Source organism: Microcella alkalica, from assembly GCF_014595885.1.
Taxonomy (GTDB): Bacteria; Actinomycetota; Actinomycetes; order Actinomycetales; family Microbacteriaceae; genus Microcella; species Microcella alkaliphila_B.
Genome location: NZ_JABUKC010000004.1, coordinates 25207 through 41924, shown reverse-complemented (window position 1 = coordinate 41924; position 16718 = coordinate 25207). Strand labels below are relative to the sequence as shown.

17 protein-coding genes are annotated in these 16718 nt (G+C 74.3%); 9 read left to right on the top strand and 8 right to left on the bottom strand.

Annotation, left to right across the window (positions count from 1 at the left end):
• Positions 1 to 44: 44 nt before the first annotated feature.
• Entirely contained in the window at positions 45 to 248 is a 204-nt protein-coding gene (locus ID804_RS10615) for a cold-shock protein (RefSeq protein WP_169079921.1), read from the bottom strand.
• Positions 249 to 534: 286 nt separating this feature from the next.
• Between ID804_RS10615 and ID804_RS10610 the strand changes: the two genes are divergently transcribed.
• The 5 genes from ID804_RS10610 to ID804_RS10590 all read left to right on the top strand — a co-directional run bounded on the left by ID804_RS10610 (position 535) and on the right by ID804_RS10590 (position 5519).
• Complete coding sequence (locus ID804_RS10610; protein ID WP_169079919.1) at positions 535 to 1149, top strand: hypothetical protein; 615 nt, start codon at positions 535 to 537, stop codon at positions 1147 to 1149.
• 1 nt (position 1150) lies between these two features.
• The gene (locus tag ID804_RS10605; RefSeq protein WP_169079917.1) at positions 1151 to 1648 is read left to right on the top strand and encodes a DUF427 domain-containing protein; all 498 of its coding nucleotides are present in this window, start codon (positions 1151 to 1153) and stop codon (positions 1646 to 1648) included.
• Between the two features lie 95 nt (positions 1649 to 1743).
• Complete coding sequence (locus ID804_RS10600; protein ID WP_169079915.1) at positions 1744 to 2850, top strand: VIT1/CCC1 transporter family protein; 1107 nt, start codon at positions 1744 to 1746, stop codon at positions 2848 to 2850.
• A gap of 288 nt (positions 2851 to 3138) precedes the next feature.
• Positions 3139 to 3942, top strand: a complete 804-nt coding sequence (locus tag ID804_RS10595) for a M23 family metallopeptidase (RefSeq protein WP_169079913.1) — start codon at positions 3139 to 3141, stop codon at positions 3940 to 3942.
• A gap of 110 nt (positions 3943 to 4052) precedes the next feature.
• On the top strand, positions 4053 to 5519 hold the full coding sequence (locus ID804_RS10590; RefSeq protein WP_188219200.1) for a radical SAM domain-containing protein: 1467 nt from the start codon (positions 4053 to 4055) through the stop codon (positions 5517 to 5519).
• 547 nt (positions 5520 to 6066) lie between these two features.
• Here ID804_RS10590 and ID804_RS10585 read toward each other — a convergent pair.
• From ID804_RS10585 to ID804_RS10570, 4 genes are read right to left on the bottom strand one after another with little or no spacing between them, the layout of a single operon-like run.
• A complete protein-coding gene (locus ID804_RS10585) occupies positions 6067 to 7164 on the bottom strand; it encodes an ABC transporter ATP-binding protein (protein ID WP_169079911.1) in 1098 nt (365 codons plus the stop codon).
• Positions 7161 to 8060: an ABC transporter permease gene (locus tag ID804_RS10580; RefSeq protein ID WP_211161233.1), complete on the bottom strand. Its 900-nt coding sequence runs from the start codon at positions 8058 to 8060 to the stop codon at positions 7161 to 7163. The genes ID804_RS10585 and ID804_RS10580 overlap by 4 nt, the downstream gene beginning before the upstream one ends.
• A gap of 13 nt (positions 8061 to 8073) precedes the next feature.
• Complete coding sequence (locus ID804_RS10575; RefSeq protein ID WP_169079909.1) at positions 8074 to 8964, bottom strand: ABC transporter permease; 891 nt, start codon at positions 8962 to 8964, stop codon at positions 8074 to 8076.
• Positions 8965 to 8978: 14 nt separating this feature from the next.
• Complete coding sequence (locus ID804_RS10570) at positions 8979 to 10226, bottom strand: ABC transporter substrate-binding protein (RefSeq protein ID WP_211161222.1); 1248 nt, start codon at positions 10224 to 10226, stop codon at positions 8979 to 8981.
• A 262-nt stretch (positions 10227 to 10488) separates the two neighbouring features.
• Here ID804_RS10570 and ID804_RS10565 point away from each other — a divergent pair, with 262 nt between their 5' ends.
• Together ID804_RS10565 and ID804_RS10560 are read left to right on the top strand one after the other, a co-directional pair.
• Positions 10489 to 11193: a TVP38/TMEM64 family protein gene (locus ID804_RS10565; RefSeq protein ID WP_317451269.1), complete on the top strand. Its 705-nt coding sequence runs from the start codon at positions 10489 to 10491 to the stop codon at positions 11191 to 11193.
• A complete protein-coding gene (locus ID804_RS10560; protein WP_169079905.1) occupies positions 11193 to 11822 on the top strand; it encodes a CDP-alcohol phosphatidyltransferase family protein in 630 nt (209 codons plus the stop codon). Before ID804_RS10565 ends, ID804_RS10560 begins: the two co-directional genes overlap by 1 nt.
• On the opposite strand, the gene ID804_RS10555 is transcribed toward ID804_RS10560, so the two are convergent.
• Positions 11819 to 13267 carry a dihydrolipoyl dehydrogenase family protein gene (locus ID804_RS10555; protein ID WP_169079903.1) on the bottom strand — a complete coding sequence of 483 codons (1449 nt, stop codon included), beginning with the start codon at positions 13265 to 13267 and terminating at the stop codon, positions 11819 to 11821. The genes ID804_RS10560 and ID804_RS10555 overlap by 4 nt on opposite strands.
• A gap of 41 nt (positions 13268 to 13308) precedes the next feature.
• On the opposite strand from ID804_RS10555, the gene ID804_RS10550 reads away from it, so the two are divergent.
• Both ID804_RS10550 and ID804_RS10545 read left to right on the top strand, forming a co-directional pair.
• Entirely contained in the window at positions 13309 to 13959 is a 651-nt protein-coding gene (locus tag ID804_RS10550; protein ID WP_169079901.1) for a class I SAM-dependent methyltransferase, read from the top strand.
• Complete coding sequence (locus ID804_RS10545) at positions 13956 to 14459, top strand: GNAT family N-acetyltransferase (RefSeq protein ID WP_317451268.1); 504 nt, start codon at positions 13956 to 13958, stop codon at positions 14457 to 14459. The genes ID804_RS10550 and ID804_RS10545 overlap by 4 nt, the downstream gene beginning before the upstream one ends.
• A gap of 57 nt (positions 14460 to 14516) precedes the next feature.
• Here the strand turns inward: ID804_RS10545 and ID804_RS10540 are convergent, their stop codons facing one another.
• Positions 14517 to 15170, bottom strand: coding sequence for a response regulator (locus ID804_RS10540; RefSeq protein WP_169079899.1), 654 nt, complete (start codon positions 15168 to 15170; stop codon positions 14517 to 14519).
• Positions 15167 to 16717: a GAF domain-containing sensor histidine kinase gene (locus ID804_RS10535; protein ID WP_169079897.1), complete on the bottom strand. Its 1551-nt coding sequence runs from the start codon at positions 16715 to 16717 to the stop codon at positions 15167 to 15169. The genes ID804_RS10540 and ID804_RS10535 overlap by 4 nt, the downstream gene beginning before the upstream one ends.
• Position 16718: the final 1 nt, after the last annotated feature.

The following is a 16718-nucleotide window of genomic DNA, read 5'->3' as shown; positions in this document are numbered from 1 at the left end:
GGTTCGCGTGACGGGTCACGCGAAGCGCTGCAGTCGGTGAACGACTAGAGCGGGCGGATGTTCTCGGCCTGGAGGCCCTTCGGGCCCTGGGCGACGTCGAACTCGACCTTCTGGTTCTCGTCGAGCGAGCGGTAGCCGCTCGTCTGGATCGCCGAGAAGTGCGCGAACACGTCGGCGCTGCCGTCGTCGGGGGTGATGAAGCCGAAGCCCTTCTCGGCGTTGAACCACTTCACGGTGCCTGTCGTCATTGCTGACTCCCTTGTTTCTCTTTCACGGAGTTTCGACTGTCGAAACCACCAGTCGAACCAACTCGTGAACCGAATCCATGGGGATCAGCGACCTGCAGGTGTGGTGCAAGACGCCCGGCGCAGCGAGGCGTATCAACTTCGGGGCTCACGCTAGCGCAGTTGAGCGCGGGCGGCACCATCGTCACCGAGTTGTTACCGATGCGGCGCTCAGGCTTCAGCAAGTCGCAGCACCTACGGTCGCGTCGAGCCCCGCCTCGGGGCCCCCAATCTGACTCCGGAGCGACCCATGAGCTTCTTCGACCGCCTCTTCGGCGCCCGCACCCCCGAGCCCGAGCAATCGCCGCCGCCGCGGCCCGTGCGCAGCGACGACGAGCGCGCCGTTGAGCGCTACCGCTACCTCCTCGAGACGGCACCGCCGGAGACGATCGAGAAGGTGCACGCCGAGGCCTTCGCGAAGCTCACCCCCGAGCAGCGCCGACTCGTGTTCGAGCGGCTGACGGCCGAGGCTCCCGCGGGGGAGGCGCCGCGCGACGACCAGCCGACGACGCTCGCGCAGGCTGCGACCCGCAGCGAGCTGCGCCAGCCCGGCACCATGGAGCGCTCGTTCGCCGGCCCCTCGTTCGGCAGCATGCTCGGCGCCTCGCTGCTCGGCACGGTGGCCGGGTACGTCGTCGCCTCCGCCCTCGTCAGCGCCTTCCTGCCTCCGATCGACGCCGGCGGCGCCGAGGCGGGCGACGCCGGTGCCGGTGATGACGGGGGCGCCGGTGACGCCGGGGCGACGGATGCGGGCGCCGCCGACCCGGGCGCGGACGCGGCGGGCGGCGACGGCGGCTTCTTCGACGCCGGCGGCTTCGATGGCGGCGGCTTCGACGGCGGCGGCTTCGGCGACTTCGGGTTCTGACATGGCACGACCTCGCCGCATCGAGCCGGGCCCCGGGCAGGAGTCGGTGTGGGACTACCCCCGCCCTCCCCGGGTCGAGCCCGTGCACGCCCGCGTCACGATCGAGCTCGGCGGGCGCGTCGTCGCCGACACGACGCGCGCGATGCGCGTGCTCGAGACCAGCCACCCGCCGGCGTACTACCTGCCGCCGGAGGACTTCGTCGACGGCGCCCTGCGCCCGATCGAGGGCTCCACCTTCTGCGAGTTCAAGGGGCGCGCGGCCTACGCCGACGTCGTGAGCGGTGACCGCGTCGCGCAGCGCGCGGCCTGGTACTACCCGCAGCCGAGCCGAGGCTTCGAGCAGATCGCCGGCTACGTCTCGGTGTATCCGGGCCGGATGGACCGCTGCACCGTTGACGGCGAGGTGGTGCAGGCGCAGGAGGGCGACTTCTACGGCGGCTGGATCACCTCGACCATCGTGGGGCCGTTCAAGGGCGGCGCGGGCACCTGGGGCTGGTGAGCCGCCGCGCCCGGCGCGCTGAGCGGTGTTGAGCCGCGCCGGTGTTTCGGGCGGCCGAACTGCGGCGGGAGCATCCGCGCTGGCACACTGACCGCGTGACCGACCCGACCGCGCCCGAGCAGCCGAGCCGCGCCGACATCCGGCGCTGGCGGCGCTACCTGGCCGACGAACGGGCCGAGGCGGCCGTCTACCGCGATCTCGCCCGTCGCCGCGCGGGGGAGGAGCGCGCGATCCTGCTCGCGCTCGCCGACGCCGAGGGCCGCCATGAGGCGCACTGGATGTCGTTGCTGGGTGACGAGGCCGCCCGCGTTCCCGCCGTGTCGGTGCGCACGCGCATCCTGGGCTTCTTCGCCCGGCGCTTCGGCAGCGTGTTCGTGCTCGCCCTCGCGCAGCGCGCCGAGTCGCGCTCGCCCTACGAGGCGGATGCGCACGCGACGGCGGCGATGGCGGCCGACGAGCGCATCCACCAGGAGGTCGTGCGGGGGCTGGCCGCGCGCGGGCGGCAGCGGCTCTCGGGCACGTTCCGCGCCGCCGTCTTCGGCGCCAACGACGGCCTCGTGTCGAACCTCGCCCTCGTGCTCGGCATCGGCGCCACCGGCGTGCCCGCCTCGACCGTGCTCTTCACCGGCATCGCGGGCCTGCTCGCCGGCGCGCTGTCGATGGGGGCGGGGGAGTACGTGTCGGTGCGGTCGCAGCGCGAGCTGCTCGACGCCTCGACCCCCGACCCCGACGCGCATACCGCGGTGCCGCACCTCGACGTCGACGCCAACGAGCTCGCCCTCGTCTACCGGGCGCGCGGCATGAGCGAGGAGGAGGCGCTCGCGCACGCGCGCGAGGTCGTCGCCTCGTACGACCCGACCGTCGCGGCCGCGCGCGCGGCCGAGACTCGAGCCCGTGTCGCGCTCGACGACGAGCACGAGGCGGTCGGCTCGGCGTGGGGGGCGGCGGCGTCGAGCTTCTGCTTCTTCGCCAGCGGCGCCGTGGTCCCGGTCGTGCCGTACCTCCTGGGCCTGTCTGGGCTCACCGCCGTCATCACGGCCGCCGTGCTCGTCGGGCTCGCGCTGCTCGTCACCGGCACGATCGTCGGCGTGCTCTCGGGCGCCTCCCCGTGGCGGCGGGCGGTGCGGCAGCTCGCGATCGGATACGGCGCGGCCGCCGCGACCTACGCCCTCGGGCTTACCTTCGGCACGACGCTCGCCTGAGCTCGGCGGGGCATCCGCCATCGATCGTGACGTTCGTTCGAGCGAACCTCGACGGAGCGCCGCTCACCATTGCCAGGCTTTTGCCAGGTTCGGCCCCGCACCCTGGAAGAGCGGCTCCGACAGCCGCAGGGGAGAGCATCCCCGGTGTGATGAGTCCGCCGGGTGCGGTGCCGTGACCTCCTGACGCCCGCCCTCCAGCGTGGGTGCGAATGCGCAACGACGTGCACTGCCCGTTATCGACCAGCTGATCCGTCGCGTCGGCTGACTACGAGAAAAGCCCCACGCTCCATGCCCACTCCGCCCTGGTTCTTCCGCGCGCGCTCCGGCGCCCCGACCCCCACCCGCACCACCGAGACCGCGGTGCCCGAGTCGCCCGCCGAGTTCGTGCTCGACCCGGTGCTCACCGTGCCGCCGCCCCGCCGCGGCCGGCGCGCGCTCGCCCACCGCCAGCCTGACCCGCACCACCGGCGCGAGCAGCTGATCGCCGGCGGCATCGCGATCGTCGCCGCGAGCGTGCTCGCCGGCAACGGCGTGGCCGCGTTGGGCAGCACGCTCGACGACGAGGCCCGCGCGGCCGCGCTGCCGCGGCCCCAAACCTTCGCGGTCAGCGAGCAGGTCGAGGCGCCCCTCGCCGGGCGCGACGAGTTCTCGATCACCTGGACCCCTCCCGTCGTCTACCCGCTCGGCCCCGGTGCCCCGCAGACCGACGGCTTCGGCTACCGCACCGCCCCCTGCGCCGGATGCTCGACCGACCACCACGGCGTCGACTGGACCCCCGGCGCCGGCACGCCCGTCGCGAGCATCGCCGACGGCGTCGTCGTCGCCGCCGGCTACGACGGCACGTTCGGCATGAAGGTCGAGGTCGAGCACGTCATTGACGGCCAGGCGGTGCGCACGCTCTACGCCCACCTGCAGTCGGGCTCGGTGCCGGTCGGCGTGGGGCAGGCCGTCGAGGTCGGCCAGGTCATCGGCGCGGTCGGCTCGACCGGGCAGAGCACCGGAGCGCACCTGCACTTCGAGGTGCACCTCGGCGGCTCGCCCGTCGACCCCGTCGCATGGCTTGCGGCGAACGTGCGCACCGAGCCCCGCTGAGGTCGGGCCCGGCGCGCCCCATCCGAGACGCTCTCGGCTCCGAACCCCTCGTGCCTAGACTGACGCCACGCCGCCCCCGGCCGCGTCAGCCCTGAACCGAGGAGCCCCACGTGTCGATCGCCGCCTTCGCCCGCCGTCTCGAGCTCGAGACCAGGCCGATCCACCCCGAGACGCGCGCCGCGCTCGACAAGCGCTGGGCCGAGCTGCCGGAGCACGCCAAGACGCCCGAGCAGCTGCTGGGCCGCTGCGCGGTCGGCTGCGAGGGCACGCACGGCGTCTTCCCGAAGTGCAACCTGACCTGCTCGCCCTGCTACCACTCCGCCGACGCCAACAAGGTGCGCATCGACGGCGACCACACCGTGACCGAGGTGACGAAGCAGATGGGGCTGCTGCGGCAGATCCGCGGGCCGCGCGCCCACGCCCAGCTCATCGGCGGCGAGGTGAGTCTTCTGCCTCCCAAGGCGCACCGCGACACCCTCAAGGCGATGCGCGCGGTCGGCCGCGAGCCGATGTCGATGACGCACGGCGACTTCGACTACGACTACCTGCTGGATGTCGTGCTCGACGACGACGGCAAGCCCGCCTTCACGAAGGTGTCATTCGCCGCGCACTTCGACTCGCTCATGCGCGGGCGTCGGGGGGCCGTGCGCCCGCGCAGCGAGGCCGAGCTGAACCCGTTCCGCGAGAAGTTCGCGCAGATGTTCATCGACCTGAAGGCGCAGACGGGCGTGCAGTCGTACCTGGCGCACAACATGACGGTCACGCCGACGAACCTCGACGAGGTCGAGCAGGTCACGCGCGACGTGCTGCGCATGCCGTACGACATGATGTCGTTCCAGCCCGCCGCGTTCATCGGCGACGACCGCCGCTGGAAGGAGAACTTCCAGGAGGTCACGATCGACGCCGTCTGGGAGCGCATCGAGGCCGGAGCCGGCCAGAAGCTGCCGCACAAGGCGGTGCAGTTCGGTGACCCGCGCTGCAACCGCCACACGGTGGGCGTCATGGTCGATGGCCGGTTCGCCTCCGTGCTCGACGCCGACGAGCCGAAGGACATCGCGGCGCGCGACCGCTTCCTCCAGCACTACGGCGGCATGATCTTCGGCGACATCCCCCGATGGGCGCTCACCGTCAAGGTGATCCGCGCCATCCTCAGCCACCCGCAGGACATCGTGCCGCTCGTCGGCCTGCTGCGCCGCATCGTGCGGCGCGGCGGCGGGCTCCGCGCGGTGCTGCGCGCGGCGCGGAAGGGGAAGGTGAGCTTCAAGACCTTCGTCGTGCACAACTTCATGGACGCCGAGCAGGTCAAGCCCGCCTGGGAGATGATGCGCAAGGGCATCGTCGCCGACGACCCGAAGCTCAAGGAGACCCAGGAGCGACTCGGCGCCTGCATGTACGCGATGGCGCACCCCGAGACGGGCGAGCTCGTGCCGGCGTGCGCCCAGCACTCGGTGCTCGACCCGATCGAGAACATCGGCCTGCGAAAGCTGCTGCCGCTCGAGCCCAAGGGCGAGCGCAGCCGCGGCATCACCAACGGCCGCGCCGACGAGCTCGTCGCGGGCAACGCGTCGCGCTGGTAGGCCCGCCGCTGCGCCCTTGCGCGGCTGCGCCGCTGCGCCCTTGCGCGGCTGCGCCGCTGCGCCACCGCGCCGCTGTGCCGCTGCGCCACCGCGCCGCTGTGCCGCTGCGCCACCGCGCCGCTGCGTCCCTGCGCCACCGCGCCGCAGCGCTGCTGCGCCGCCGCGCGATTGGGCGACTGCGCCACCGCATCTCCCTGTCGCCGCCGCCAGCCGGCGGCGAACCGGCCCCTCGCTCAGCGGCTGCGCGGCGCCGCGAGCGCCTGCGCGGTTCCTTGACGTCGGCAGACTCTGCAAAGTTCGGAAGAACGAGAATCGCATTCGCGATCTTCCGCCGTTCGCAGAGTCTGCGGAGTCGAGGTGACCTGGCGGGTCCGAGGCGCGTGACAGGGCCCGGCCGGTTGTCAGCGCGACGGCAGTGCTCGCGCAGCCCGGCCACCAGAATCGGCGCAGTGCGCAGCGAGGCTGGCCACCAGGAATGGAATGGCCGTGCACGTCGAGCGCAGGGGCGGCGCTACCCCGCTACGACCGTGCACGGCGGGGGTGGGGGCTACCCCGCTACGACCGTGCACGCCGAGCGCGGCACGAGCACCGTCGCCCTGTCGCCGACCGCGAGCGGGCGACTCGCCGGCACCTCGGCGAGCAGCCGCGTCGAGCCGAGCGAGTCAGGCCGGGCATCCGGTGCGTCGTCTGTGATGACGGCGAGCTCGAGCTCGGCGCGCGGCCCTCGCGCCCGCCGGTCGGCGACGACGACGGCGAGCGCCACGAACCCCTCGGGGGCGGATGCCCCTGCCGCGGCCACCTGCAGCGCCTCCTGCCGCACGACGAGCACGCCCGACCCCTCGGCCCACGTCTCGCCCTCGGGGGCGGGCACCCCGCCCGCCGCCGAGCGGTGCACGCCGCCGATGACCGTGCCGGGCAGCTCGTTCCGCCCGCCCATGAGCCTCGACACCTCGAGCGAGTCCGGTCGCGTGTAGAGCCGCTCGACCGTGTCGTGCTGCAGCAGGCGCCCGCGCTGCAGCAGAGCGACGCGGTCGGCGACGACCGCCGCCTCGTCGCGGTCGTGCGTGACCATGACGACGGTCGGCGCGAGCTGCGCGCGGATCGCCGCGAGCAGCACGTGCATGTCGCCGCGCAGCTGCGGGTCAAGGGCGCTGAACGGCTCGTCGAGCAGCAGCACGCGGGGCCGGGCGGCGAGCGCGCGGGCGAGGGCGACGCGCTGCTCCTGCCCGCCGGAGAGCGCGGTGACCGGCCGAGACCCGAAGCCCGCCAGCTGCACGAGCTCGAGGAACTGGGTCGCATCCGCCCTCGCCTCGCGCTTCGGCTGGCCGGCGACCGTCGCGGCGAAGGCGACATTGTCGAGCACGCTCAGATGCGGGAAGAGCAGGGGGCGCTGGAAGACCATCGCCATGCCGCGGCGCTCCGGCGCGAGGCCCGCGACGTCAGTGCCGTCGACGAGGATGCGCCCCGCGCTCGGCACGTCGAGGCCCGCGATCGAGCGCAGCACGGTCGACTTGCCCGAGCCGGAGGGCCCCAGGATCGCCAGGCACTCGCCTGGGGCGACCGCGAACGAGACGCCGTCGACCGCGGGTCGAGCCGGATCGTCGAAGACCTTCACGAGCGAGTCGAGGGTGAGGGAGGCGCTCACGGCGATCCTTTCGGAGAGCGACTGGGCGTCGGGCCGGTGAACCGAGCCGTCGGGTAGCGGCGGCCGAAGCGGCCGAGCGCGAGCAGCAGCACGAGCGGCGGCACGATCGCGCCGAGCGACAGCACCGCGACGATCGCCTCGTTGCCGACGCCCGCCGCGTACGAGCCGACGAGCAGCGGCAGGGTCACGAGCGAGCCGCCGCCGACGAGCACCGTCACGACGTAGTCGCTCCAGCCGACGAGGAAGGCGAGGAACGCCGCGCGCGCCAGACCCGGCGCGACGAGCGGCAGGTGCACGCGCACGAGCACCGCGAGGCGCGAGGCGCCGAGCGTGCGCGCCTCCTCCTCGTACGCCAGGTCGTGCGCGGCGTAGGCGACGCGCATCGTGTACACGGTGTAGGGCAGCGCCGCCGCGACGAGCAGCAGCAGCACCGCGAGGGTCGCCGGCACCCGCGCGCGCAGCAGCAGCACCGTGAGCCCCATGACGGCCACGAACGCCGGCAACGCCAGCGGGGCCAGCAGCAGTGCGCTCACCAGGCGCGGCGCCGGCACGATGCCGCGGGTCAGAGCCCGAGCCGCGAGCGCGCCGAGCGGCGTCGCGATCGCGGCCACCGCGAGGCCGAGCAGCAGTGATCGACCGAAGGCGGGCGCGGCTCCCTGCTCGAGCGCCGTCACGAGGCCGTCGACGCCCCACGCCGTGGGCAGGGGTGCCGGGAACGACCAGCGGTTCGCCACCGCCCACAGCAGCAGGGGCACGAGCGGCAGCGCGAACCACAGCGCGAGCACCGTCGCGACCGCGACCCGCAGCGCCCGGCCGCCCGGCCGGGGCCGCATGAGCCCGCGCGAGGTCGTCGTGCGATCATCGGGCGTGATGCGCTGCCCGTACGGGATCATCATCGCCACGGCGCGCTCACCTCCACAGCGGCGTGCGCCGCAGCAGGGCCATGCCGACCGCGACGGCCAGCAGCGAGACGACGGTCGTGATGACGGCGACCGCGGCCGCCTCCGGCCGCGACGTCAGGGTGATCGAGTTGAAGAGCCGGAACGCGAGCACGGGCAGCGGCTCCGGGTAGGGGCGGCCGAGCAACCAGGCGACCTCGTATGACCCGAACGTGTAGACGAAGACGATGATCGCGCTGACGATGACGGCGGGCGTCGCGAGCGGGATGACGATGTGCCGCAGCCGGCGAGCGCGCGAGGCGCCGAGCAGCGCGGCCGTCTCGTCGTAGCGGGCGACGCGCGTGGCGAGCACCCCGGCGACGACGAGGGCGATGAACGCCGACTCCTTCCATGTGTACTCGAGCACGACGGCGACCCACCAGGGCCCGCCGACGAGGTCGGGCCACGCCCCCGGCTCGACGCCGAACCAGCGCGGCAGCAGCCCGGAGTCGGCGACGAGCAGGCCGACGGCGGCCGCCCCGACGAGGTGCGGCACCGGGATCGTCACGGCGCTCAGCCCCGCGACGAGGCGCCCCGTGATGCGGCCCTGCGTGATGATGACGGCGGCGGCGAGCCCGATGACGCTCGACAGCAGGGTCGAGGCCGTGGCGATGCCGAGCGACAGCGCGAGGCCCGTGAGCAGCTCGTCGCCGTTCGCGACGTAGGCGTCGAGCGTGAAGCGGGCCTCGCCGACCAGCGGCAGCAGCCCGACGCTCTGCACCACGGACATCCCGATGCCGCCGACGACCACGACACCCGCGACGGCGAGCGCGGGCGCGACCATCGCGAGCCCCACCCATCGTTCGCGGGATGCCCGCTGCCGGGCGCGCGCGTCGGCGCCCGGCAGCGGGGTGGTCAGCATGCGTCGCGGCCCGACTACTGCGTCAGCACGAGCCGACGCCACTCCTCGTCGATCGGCGTGACCCACGCCGACGCGAGCTCGGGGTTGGCGTTCTCGCTCAGCACGTCGTAGCTCGGCACGACCGGCGACTCGGGCAGGGCCTCGAACTGGGCGCGCTGCTCGTCGCTGAGCTGGTCGAGGTCGAGCACCGTGAACTGGCCCCACACGTCCGGCTGCGCCTTGGCGACCTGCTGCTCGACCGAGAGGGCGAGGTTCGCGACGACCATGGCGCCGGCCTTGCTGCCGGAGGTCGAGGCGAGGCCGAGGAAGCTCGCGTTGCCGACGGTGCCCTCCTCGAGCGTGAGCACCTTCGTGCCGGCGGGATAGGTGCCGTCCTCGACGAGGGCCGTCAGGGTCGCGGGGCCGTACGTCATGGTGAAGTCGACCTCGCCGTTGGCGTAAAGCTCGTTGAGCTCGTTCGAGTTCTGCGGGTACGTCGTGCCCTCGCGCCACAGGTACGGCTCGAGCTCCTGCAGCGTCTCGAACAGGGCGGGGGTGAGTTCGGCGAAGTCCTCCTCGCTGTAGGCGAGCGGCACGCCGTCGGGGCCGCCGTGGACGCTGTAGAGCACCTCGCGCACGAACACCGAGCCGGTGAAGTCCGGCGGCGCGGGGTAGGTGAAGCGCCCGGGGTTCGCCTTCGCCCACTCCAGCAGCTCATCGAGGGTCGTCGGCACATCGGTGACGGTGTCGCTGTTGTAGACGAAGGTGAACTGCGCCTTGTGCCACGGGGCTTCGCATCCGTCGACGGGCGTGCCGAAGTCGTTGAGCAGCAGCGGGTCGTCGGGGTCGGTGAGCGCCATGTTCGGCAGCAGGTCCGTCCAGCCGCACTCCCACGCGCCGGCCTCCTTGCCGGTGCCGAAGTTGTTGCCGTTGACCCACACGAGGTCGACCTCGCCGTCGGTCTCGCCGGCCTGCACCTCGCTGAGGATGCGGTTGAGCGCATCGGGGGTGTCGGCGATCGGCACCTGCTCGAGCGTCACGCCGAGCTCGGCGGCCGCGGGCACGAGCACGTCGTTGACGTAGGCGTTGCCCTGCTCGTCGCCGCCGTACATCCACAGCTTCACGGTCTGGCCGTCGGCGGCCTCGAGCACCTCCTCCCACGAGGCGTACTGCTGGGCGTCGGCGCTCGAGGCGGGCTCGGCCGAGCAGGCGGCGAGGGGCGCGACGAGGCCGAGCGCGAGGGCTGCGGCGACGGCGCCGCGGCGCGGGGCTGTGCTGTGCAAGGTGGCTCCAGATGGTCGGGATCCCGCGGGAGCGGGATCATCGGTGCAGGTGAGGTGCAGGTGCTGTGCAGGTGCGGTGGTGGCGTGCGCGGTTGTGGCTGCGCGGTGCTGCTGGGTGCGGCGGTCGGTGCGGTGGTGCGCCGCTCGATCGGTCGCGGTGCGGCGGCCATCGTCAGGGCCGCTCCTAGAATGACCCACGATGCCTCCGCGCGCCGGTCTCCACGCCGCGGGTCGAGCCCCGCTCGCCCCCCGAGGGGTCGTGGTGCGCGCGATCGCTCTCATGGTGTTCGTCGCCGTCGCCGTCGCGGTTGGGATGCTCGTGCCGCTGCCCTCGATCGACGAGGTGCGGGCGGCCGTCGCCGACCTCGGGCCGTGGGGCGGCCCGGCTCTCGCGCTCGGCTACGCCGCCGTGACGCTGACGCCCGCGCCGAAGAACGTGCTCTCGGTTGCGGCGGGGCTCGCGTTCGGCTTCGCCGCGGCGCTGCTGTGGGTGTACCTCGGTGCTCTGCTGGGCGCAGCGGCCGCGTTCGTGCTGGGCCGCGCACTGGGGCGCGACGCGGTCGAGCGCTTCACGGGTGCACGCGTCGCCCGGGTCGACGACCTCCTCGCTCGGCGCGGCCTGCTCGCCGTCATCGGCGTGCGCCTGGTGCCCGTGCTGCCGTTCACGGCGATCAACTACGTCGCGGGCCTCACCGCGGTGCGTCGACGCGACTACGCGCTCGGCACGGCGCTCGGCATCGTGCCCGGCACCGCCGCCTACGTCGCGCTCGGCGCCTTCGGGCTCGAGCTGGACTGGCAGGCGTGGGCCGCGCTCGGCGCGCTCGGAGCCCTCACGCTCGCGGGCGCCGTCGTCGCCTGGCGCGGGCGACGCGCGGCGCGCATCCGCGCCCGGGCGGCGGAGGCGGCACCCGCCCGCCGCGACATCCAGGCGACGGATTCCCGGACCGCCGCCGAGGAGGGCCCCTGATGCTCGACCGCCCCGTGCGCGCGATGCTCGACCGCCCGGTCGGCGCCCTCGCCGCCGCCCTCGACCGCCCCGGCATCACGCCCGACGGGCTCACCGTCGCGGGCCTCGTGCTCGGCCTCGGCTCGGCCGTCGCCGCCGCGCTGCAGCTGTGGGCGCTTGCGCTCGCGCTGTGGCTCGTCTCGCGCGTCGTCGACGGCCTCGACGGGGCCCTCGCGCGTCGCCGCCGTGCCGACGGCCGGCAGTCGAGCGACAGCGAGGCGGGCGGGTTCCTCGACATCACGGCCGACTTCGTGGTCTACGGCGCGACGGTGCTCGGCGTCGCGCTCGGCGTGACCGCGGCCTACGACGCGCCGTGGCAGCCGTTCGCGGCGGTGCTGCTGGTGTACTACGTCAACGGGGCAGCGTTCCTGGCGTTCTCGTCGATCGCCGAGCGCACCGGGCGCCGCATCGACGACGGGCGGTCGCTGTCGTTCCTGGGGCGCATCGCCGAGGGCACCGAGACGATCGTCGTGCACAGCCTGTGGCTCATCGCGCCGTTCTGGGCGTGGCAGCTCGCCGTCGTGTGGGCCGTGTTCGTGGGCGTGAGCGCCGTGCAGCGCATGGTCGCCGGGTACCGGGCGCTGCGCTAGCGGCTGCGCCAGGCCGTCAGCCGCGCGAGCAGGCCGATGGCGCGGGCGAGCGCGCCGGTTCGCAGTCGACCGCGCACGTCGGCGACCGCCGCGTTCCACAGCGCGTCGCTGAAGGTCGGGTAGGCGTGCGTCGCGCTCGCCAGCTGGCTCGTGCGCAGCCCGAGCCGCACCGCGAGCGAGGCTTCGCCGAGCGACTCGCCGGCGCGCGGGCCGACGATCGTGACGCCGCGCACGCGGCCGCGGCCGTCGACGACGAGCCGCGTGAAGCCGTCCTCCTCGCCCTCGGCGATCGCGCGGTCGGTGTGGCTGTGCCGCACCTCGTGCACGGTGCAGCCGTGCTCGGCGGCCTGCGAGGGCAGCAGCCCGATCGCGCCGACCTCGGGGTGGGTGAAGGTGACGCGGGGCACGGCGTCGCGGTCGAGGCGGCGGCGCAGCCCCAGCACGGCGTTCGTCGCGGCGACGCTGCCGCCCATGCCGGCGAGGTGGGTGAACTGGGGGAGTCCGCTCACGTCGCCCGCGGCGAAGATGCGCCGGTTGCTCGTGCGCAGAGCACCGTCGACGACGACGTGGCCGCGCTCGTCGGTGCGCACGCCCGCGGCGTCGAGCCCGAGGCCGGCCGTGCGGGGGCGGCGTCCGAGCGCGATGAGCACGCGATCGAAGGGCACCCGATCGCCCGACGACAGGTGCAGGATGCCCGCGCGCCGGTCATCCGCCCCCTCGACCCGCTCGACCGTCGTCGCGAGCCGCACGTCGACGCCGTCGGCGGCGAGGGCGGCGGCGATGAGCGCGCTCGCGTCCGGATCCTCCTTCGGCAGCAGCCGCTTGTTGCGCTGGACGAGCGTCACTTTCGCGCCCAGTCGCGCGAACGCCTGCCCGAGCTCGCAGCCGATCGCGCCGCCGCCGAGCACGACGAGCCGCTCGGGCAGGGCGTCGAGCTCCCACACCGAGTCGCTCGTGAGCGCGTCGACGCCGTCGAGCCCCGGCAGCTCGGGCACGTCGGGCGCCGAGCCGGTCGCGATGACTGCGTGCGCGAACCGGATCGGTCGCCCGTCGATTTCGGCCGTGCGCGGCCCCGTGAAGCGGGCCCGCCCGATGACGACGAGCGCGCCGGCGGCCTCGGTGGCCTCGACCGAGTCGACCGGCTCGATCTCGTGCATCGCGGCGTGCACGTGACGCATCGCCGCGGCGAAGTCGACGCGCACGTCGGTCGCGGTGACGCCGAAGCGCTGCGCCGCGCGCGCGTCGTGCGCGGCGGCGGCGACGGCGATGAGCGACTTCGAGGGCACGCAGCCCGTCCAGAGGCAGTCGCCACCCATGCGGTGCGCTTCGACCAGCAGCGCCGTCGCGCCGAAGCCCGCCGCGGTCTTCGCGGCGACGAGCCCCGCGGTGCCGCCCCCGATCACGAGCAGGTCGACGTCGGCGGGCGCATCGGCGAGGGCGGTCATGCGCTGAGGCTACTGGGGGCGGCGGCGGATAGGCTCCGGGCGTGGCGCGTGAACGGTACTCCTCGGGCGCGCGTCTGTACGACGCGCTGTCGGCCGACTGGCCCGTCTACCGCGTCGGGCGCACGACGGCGATCGAGCTGCTCGCCCCGCGCCCGGGCGAGCGCGTGCTCGACCTCGGCTGCGGCACCGGTCTCAACCACGCGCCGCTCGACGCCGCGATCGGCCGCGACGGTCGGGTGCTCGGCGTGGACCGCAGCCCGCAGATGCTCGCCGTGGCGCGCCGCCGCGCTGAGCGGCGGGGTCTCGCGAGCGTGCGCCTGCTCGAGGCCGACGCGACGGCGCTCGACCCGGAAGCGGTGCGCACCGCCCTCGGCGGCCCCGCCGACGTCGTGCTCGCCACCTACACGCTCTCGATCATGAGCGACCCCGCCGAGGCGTGGCGACGAGCGCTCGCGGCGGCGAGGCCCAGCGCGCGCGTGGCGATCGTCGACATGCAGGAGCCGCACGGCCCCGCCCGCCTGCTCGCGCCCCTCGCGCGCGCCTTCGCCGGCTTCGGCGGCGCCGACCTCACCGTGCGACCGTGGAGGATGATCGAGCAGGAGGCCGCAGAGCTGCGCGGCCGCTCCCTGCGCGGCGGCCATATCCAGGTGCGCGTCGGCCGCCTCGCCCCGCCCGAACCGGAGGTTCCGTGACCGACATCGCCCCGAGCATCCGCCCCCTGACCGCTGAGGATGCGCCCGCGCTCGCCTCGCTCAACGACGCCGCGCACCCCGCCGTGCCGATCACGAGCGCCGACGAGCTGCGCGCTCTGCTCGGCCACGCGGCGCTCGCCCTGGGCCTGGAGCGCGACGGCGAGCTCGTCGGCTTCGTCATCGCCATGGCACCCGGCTCGGCGTACGACAGCGAGAACTACCGCTTCTTCGAGGCGCGCGGCACCGGGCACCTCTACGTCGACCGCATCGTCGTCGCCGAGAACGAGCGCGGCCGCGGGCTCGGGCCCGTGCTGTACGAGGCGGTGTTCGCCGAGGCGCGTCGGCGAGGGCTGCCCGAGGTCACGTGCGAGGTCAACCTCGACCCGCCGAACCCGGGCAGTCTCGCCTTCCACGCCCGGCTCGGCTTCGCGCAGGTCGGCACGCAGGCCACGAAGGGCGGCACCGTCACCGTCGCGCTGCTCGCGGCTCCCGTCGCCTGAGCGGATGCCCGGCCGCGGCCGCGACGAGCCCTCGCCGAGCCGCCCCGCCTCGTCGCGCTACGGCCGCCGCAGCCACTCGGTGGCGAGCACAGCCGCCTGCGTGCGCCGCTGCAGCCCGAGCTTGGCGAGGATGCCGCTGACGTAGTTCTTCACCGTCTTCTCGGCGAGGTAGAGCCGGCCGGCGATCTCGCGGTTCGACAGCCCCTCGGCGATAAGCGCGATGATCTCGCGCTCGCGCGGGGTGAGGGCGGTCAGCGGCGAGGTTGCGCTCGTGTCGGCGCTCGCCGCGGTCATGCGGGCGCGCACCCGGGCGACGACGTCGGGGTCGAGCAGCGATTCGCCGCGGGCGACGCGGCGCAGACCCTCGACGAGGCTCGTCGCGCGCACCTCCTTCAGCAGGTAGCCGTCGGCGCCGGCGAGCACGGCGCCGAGCACGGCCTGGTCGTCGTCGTACGAGGTGAGGATGACGCAGCCGATCGTCGGGTCGGCCGACTTCACGTCGCGGCAGACGTCGATGCCGCTGCCGTCGGGCAGTCGGCCGTCGAGCACGGCGACGGTGGTGCCGGCGGCGACGATCGCCTCGGCCGCGCCCGTCGCCTCGCCGGCCTCGCCCACGACGACGATGCCGTCCTGCTCGGCCAGCAGGTCGGCGAGGCCCCGACGCACGATCTCGTGGTCGTCGAGGAGGAAGACCCGCAGATCGTCGCTCATGACGCCTTCCAGGGTACGACCCAGCGCAGCTGCGTGCCGCGCGGCGAGGCGGGGCCGACGGCGAAGGTGCCGCCGAGCTCGACGGCGCGGGCCCGCAGGTTCTCGAGGCCGCTGCGTCGACCTCCGGCGGGCATCCCGATGCCGTCGTCGGTGACCGTGATGACGACCTGGGCGCCGCGCACGGCGACGCTCACCGCGACGGCGCGGGCGCGCGCGTGGCGCACCGCGTTCGAGAGCGCCTCGCGGATGACCGCCGCGACCTCGTCGCCGAGCGAGGTGTCGACGAGCGTGTCGACGGGGCCGCTGAACTCCAGTCGCGAGTCCAGGGATTCGCCCTCGAGGGTCTGGCGCACGAGGGTATTGATGCGCGCGCGCAGGCTGTACGTCTCGGCGCTCGGGGGAGCGGAGAGCCGGTAGATCGCCTGCCGGATCTGCCGGATGGTCGCGTCGATCGCATCGACCTGCGCGGCGATCTTGGCGCCCGTGGGCGACATCGGGTCGCCGACAGCGCTCTGCAGCGTGAGGCCGATCGCGAACAGGCTCTGGATGACGTGGTCGTGCAGGTCGCGGGCGATGCGCTCGCGCTCGTCGGCGAGCGCAAGGCGCTGCTCGTCGATGCGCGAGAGGGCGAGCTCGCGGGCGATCGTGACCGAGCGCGCGAACCGCTCCGCGGTCTCGCGCTCGCCCTCCTCGAACGGATGCCCGCCGGGCCCCCGCACGATCGCGAGCGTGCCGATGCGCCGCTCCTCCGATCCCAGCAGCGGCACCTCCAGGCGCGGGCCGTCTCCGCCGGTGTCGCCCGCCGTGGCCGCGAGCGCCGCGTCGTCGTCGCCGACGACGAGGTGCACGCCCTGCGCCTCGGAGACGGCGAGCACGGTCTCGGCGAGCTCGGCGACGTCGTCGGGGCTCATGCGCCCGGCGAGCAGGCGCTGGATGACGCGCTCGGAGGCCTCGAGCCAGCGTCGCTCGGTCTGCGCGCGCTCGTAGAGGCGCGAGTTGGCGATCGCGGTGCCCGCCATCGCGGCGAGGGTGGTGATGATGGCCTCGTCGAGGTCGTCGAACGGTTCGCCGCCGGAGCGCTCCGTGAGGTAGAGGTTGCCGAAGACGGCGCCGCCGACCCGCACGGGCACGCCGAGGAAGGCGCCCATGGGCGGGTGGTGCGCCGGCATGCCGGCCGAGCGCGGGTCGGCATCGAGCCGGGCGAGGCGGATCGGCGCCGCGTCGACGATGACGGCACCGAGGATGCCGTGACCCGTGGGCAGGTCGCCGATGCGCGCCGCCTCCTCGGCCGAGAGGCCGGAGTGCAGGAAGCGCTCCAGGTGGCCGTCGGGGGCGATCACCCCGAGGGCGCCGAATCGCGCGCCGACGAGCTCGCGCGCGACCTCGACGATGCGCTGCAGCGCACTCGTGAGGTCGAGCTCGCGCGTGACGGTCTGCGCCGCCGACAGCAGCAGGGCGAGTCGCGCACGCCCCGCCGCCGGGTCGTCGGCGCCGTCGAGGATGCGCCCGACGAGCGCCGTGAGGTCGGCGTGCGCCTCGGTCTGCACG

Excerpts from the sequence above, each read along its gene's own strand:
- ID804_RS10615 (WP_169079921.1), bottom strand. The coding sequence starts at position 248 with ATGACGACAGGCACCGTGAAGTGGTTCAACGCCGAGAAGGGCTTCGGC.
- ID804_RS10610 (WP_169079919.1), top strand. The coding sequence starts at position 535 with ATGAGCTTCTTCGACCGCCTCTTCGGCGCCCGCACCCCCGAGCCCGAG.
- ID804_RS10605 (WP_169079917.1), top strand. The coding sequence starts at position 1,151 with ATGGCACGACCTCGCCGCATCGAGCCGGGCCCCGGGCAGGAGTCGGTG.
- ID804_RS10595 (WP_169079913.1), top strand. The coding sequence starts at position 3,139 with ATGCCCACTCCGCCCTGGTTCTTCCGCGCGCGCTCCGGCGCCCCGACC.
- ID804_RS10580 (WP_211161233.1), bottom strand. The coding sequence starts at position 8,060 with ATGATGATCCCGTACGGGCAGCGCATCACGCCCGATGATCGCACGACG.
- ID804_RS10575 (WP_169079909.1), bottom strand. The coding sequence starts at position 8,964 with ATGCTGACCACCCCGCTGCCGGGCGCCGACGCGCGCGCCCGGCAGCGG.
- ID804_RS10560 (WP_169079905.1), top strand. The coding sequence starts at position 11,193 with ATGCTCGACCGCCCCGTGCGCGCGATGCTCGACCGCCCGGTCGGCGCC.
- ID804_RS10555 (WP_169079903.1), bottom strand. The coding sequence starts at position 13,267 with ATGACCGCCCTCGCCGATGCGCCCGCCGACGTCGACCTGCTCGTGATC.
- ID804_RS10540 (WP_169079899.1), bottom strand. The coding sequence starts at position 15,170 with ATGAGCGACGATCTGCGGGTCTTCCTCCTCGACGACCACGAGATCGTG.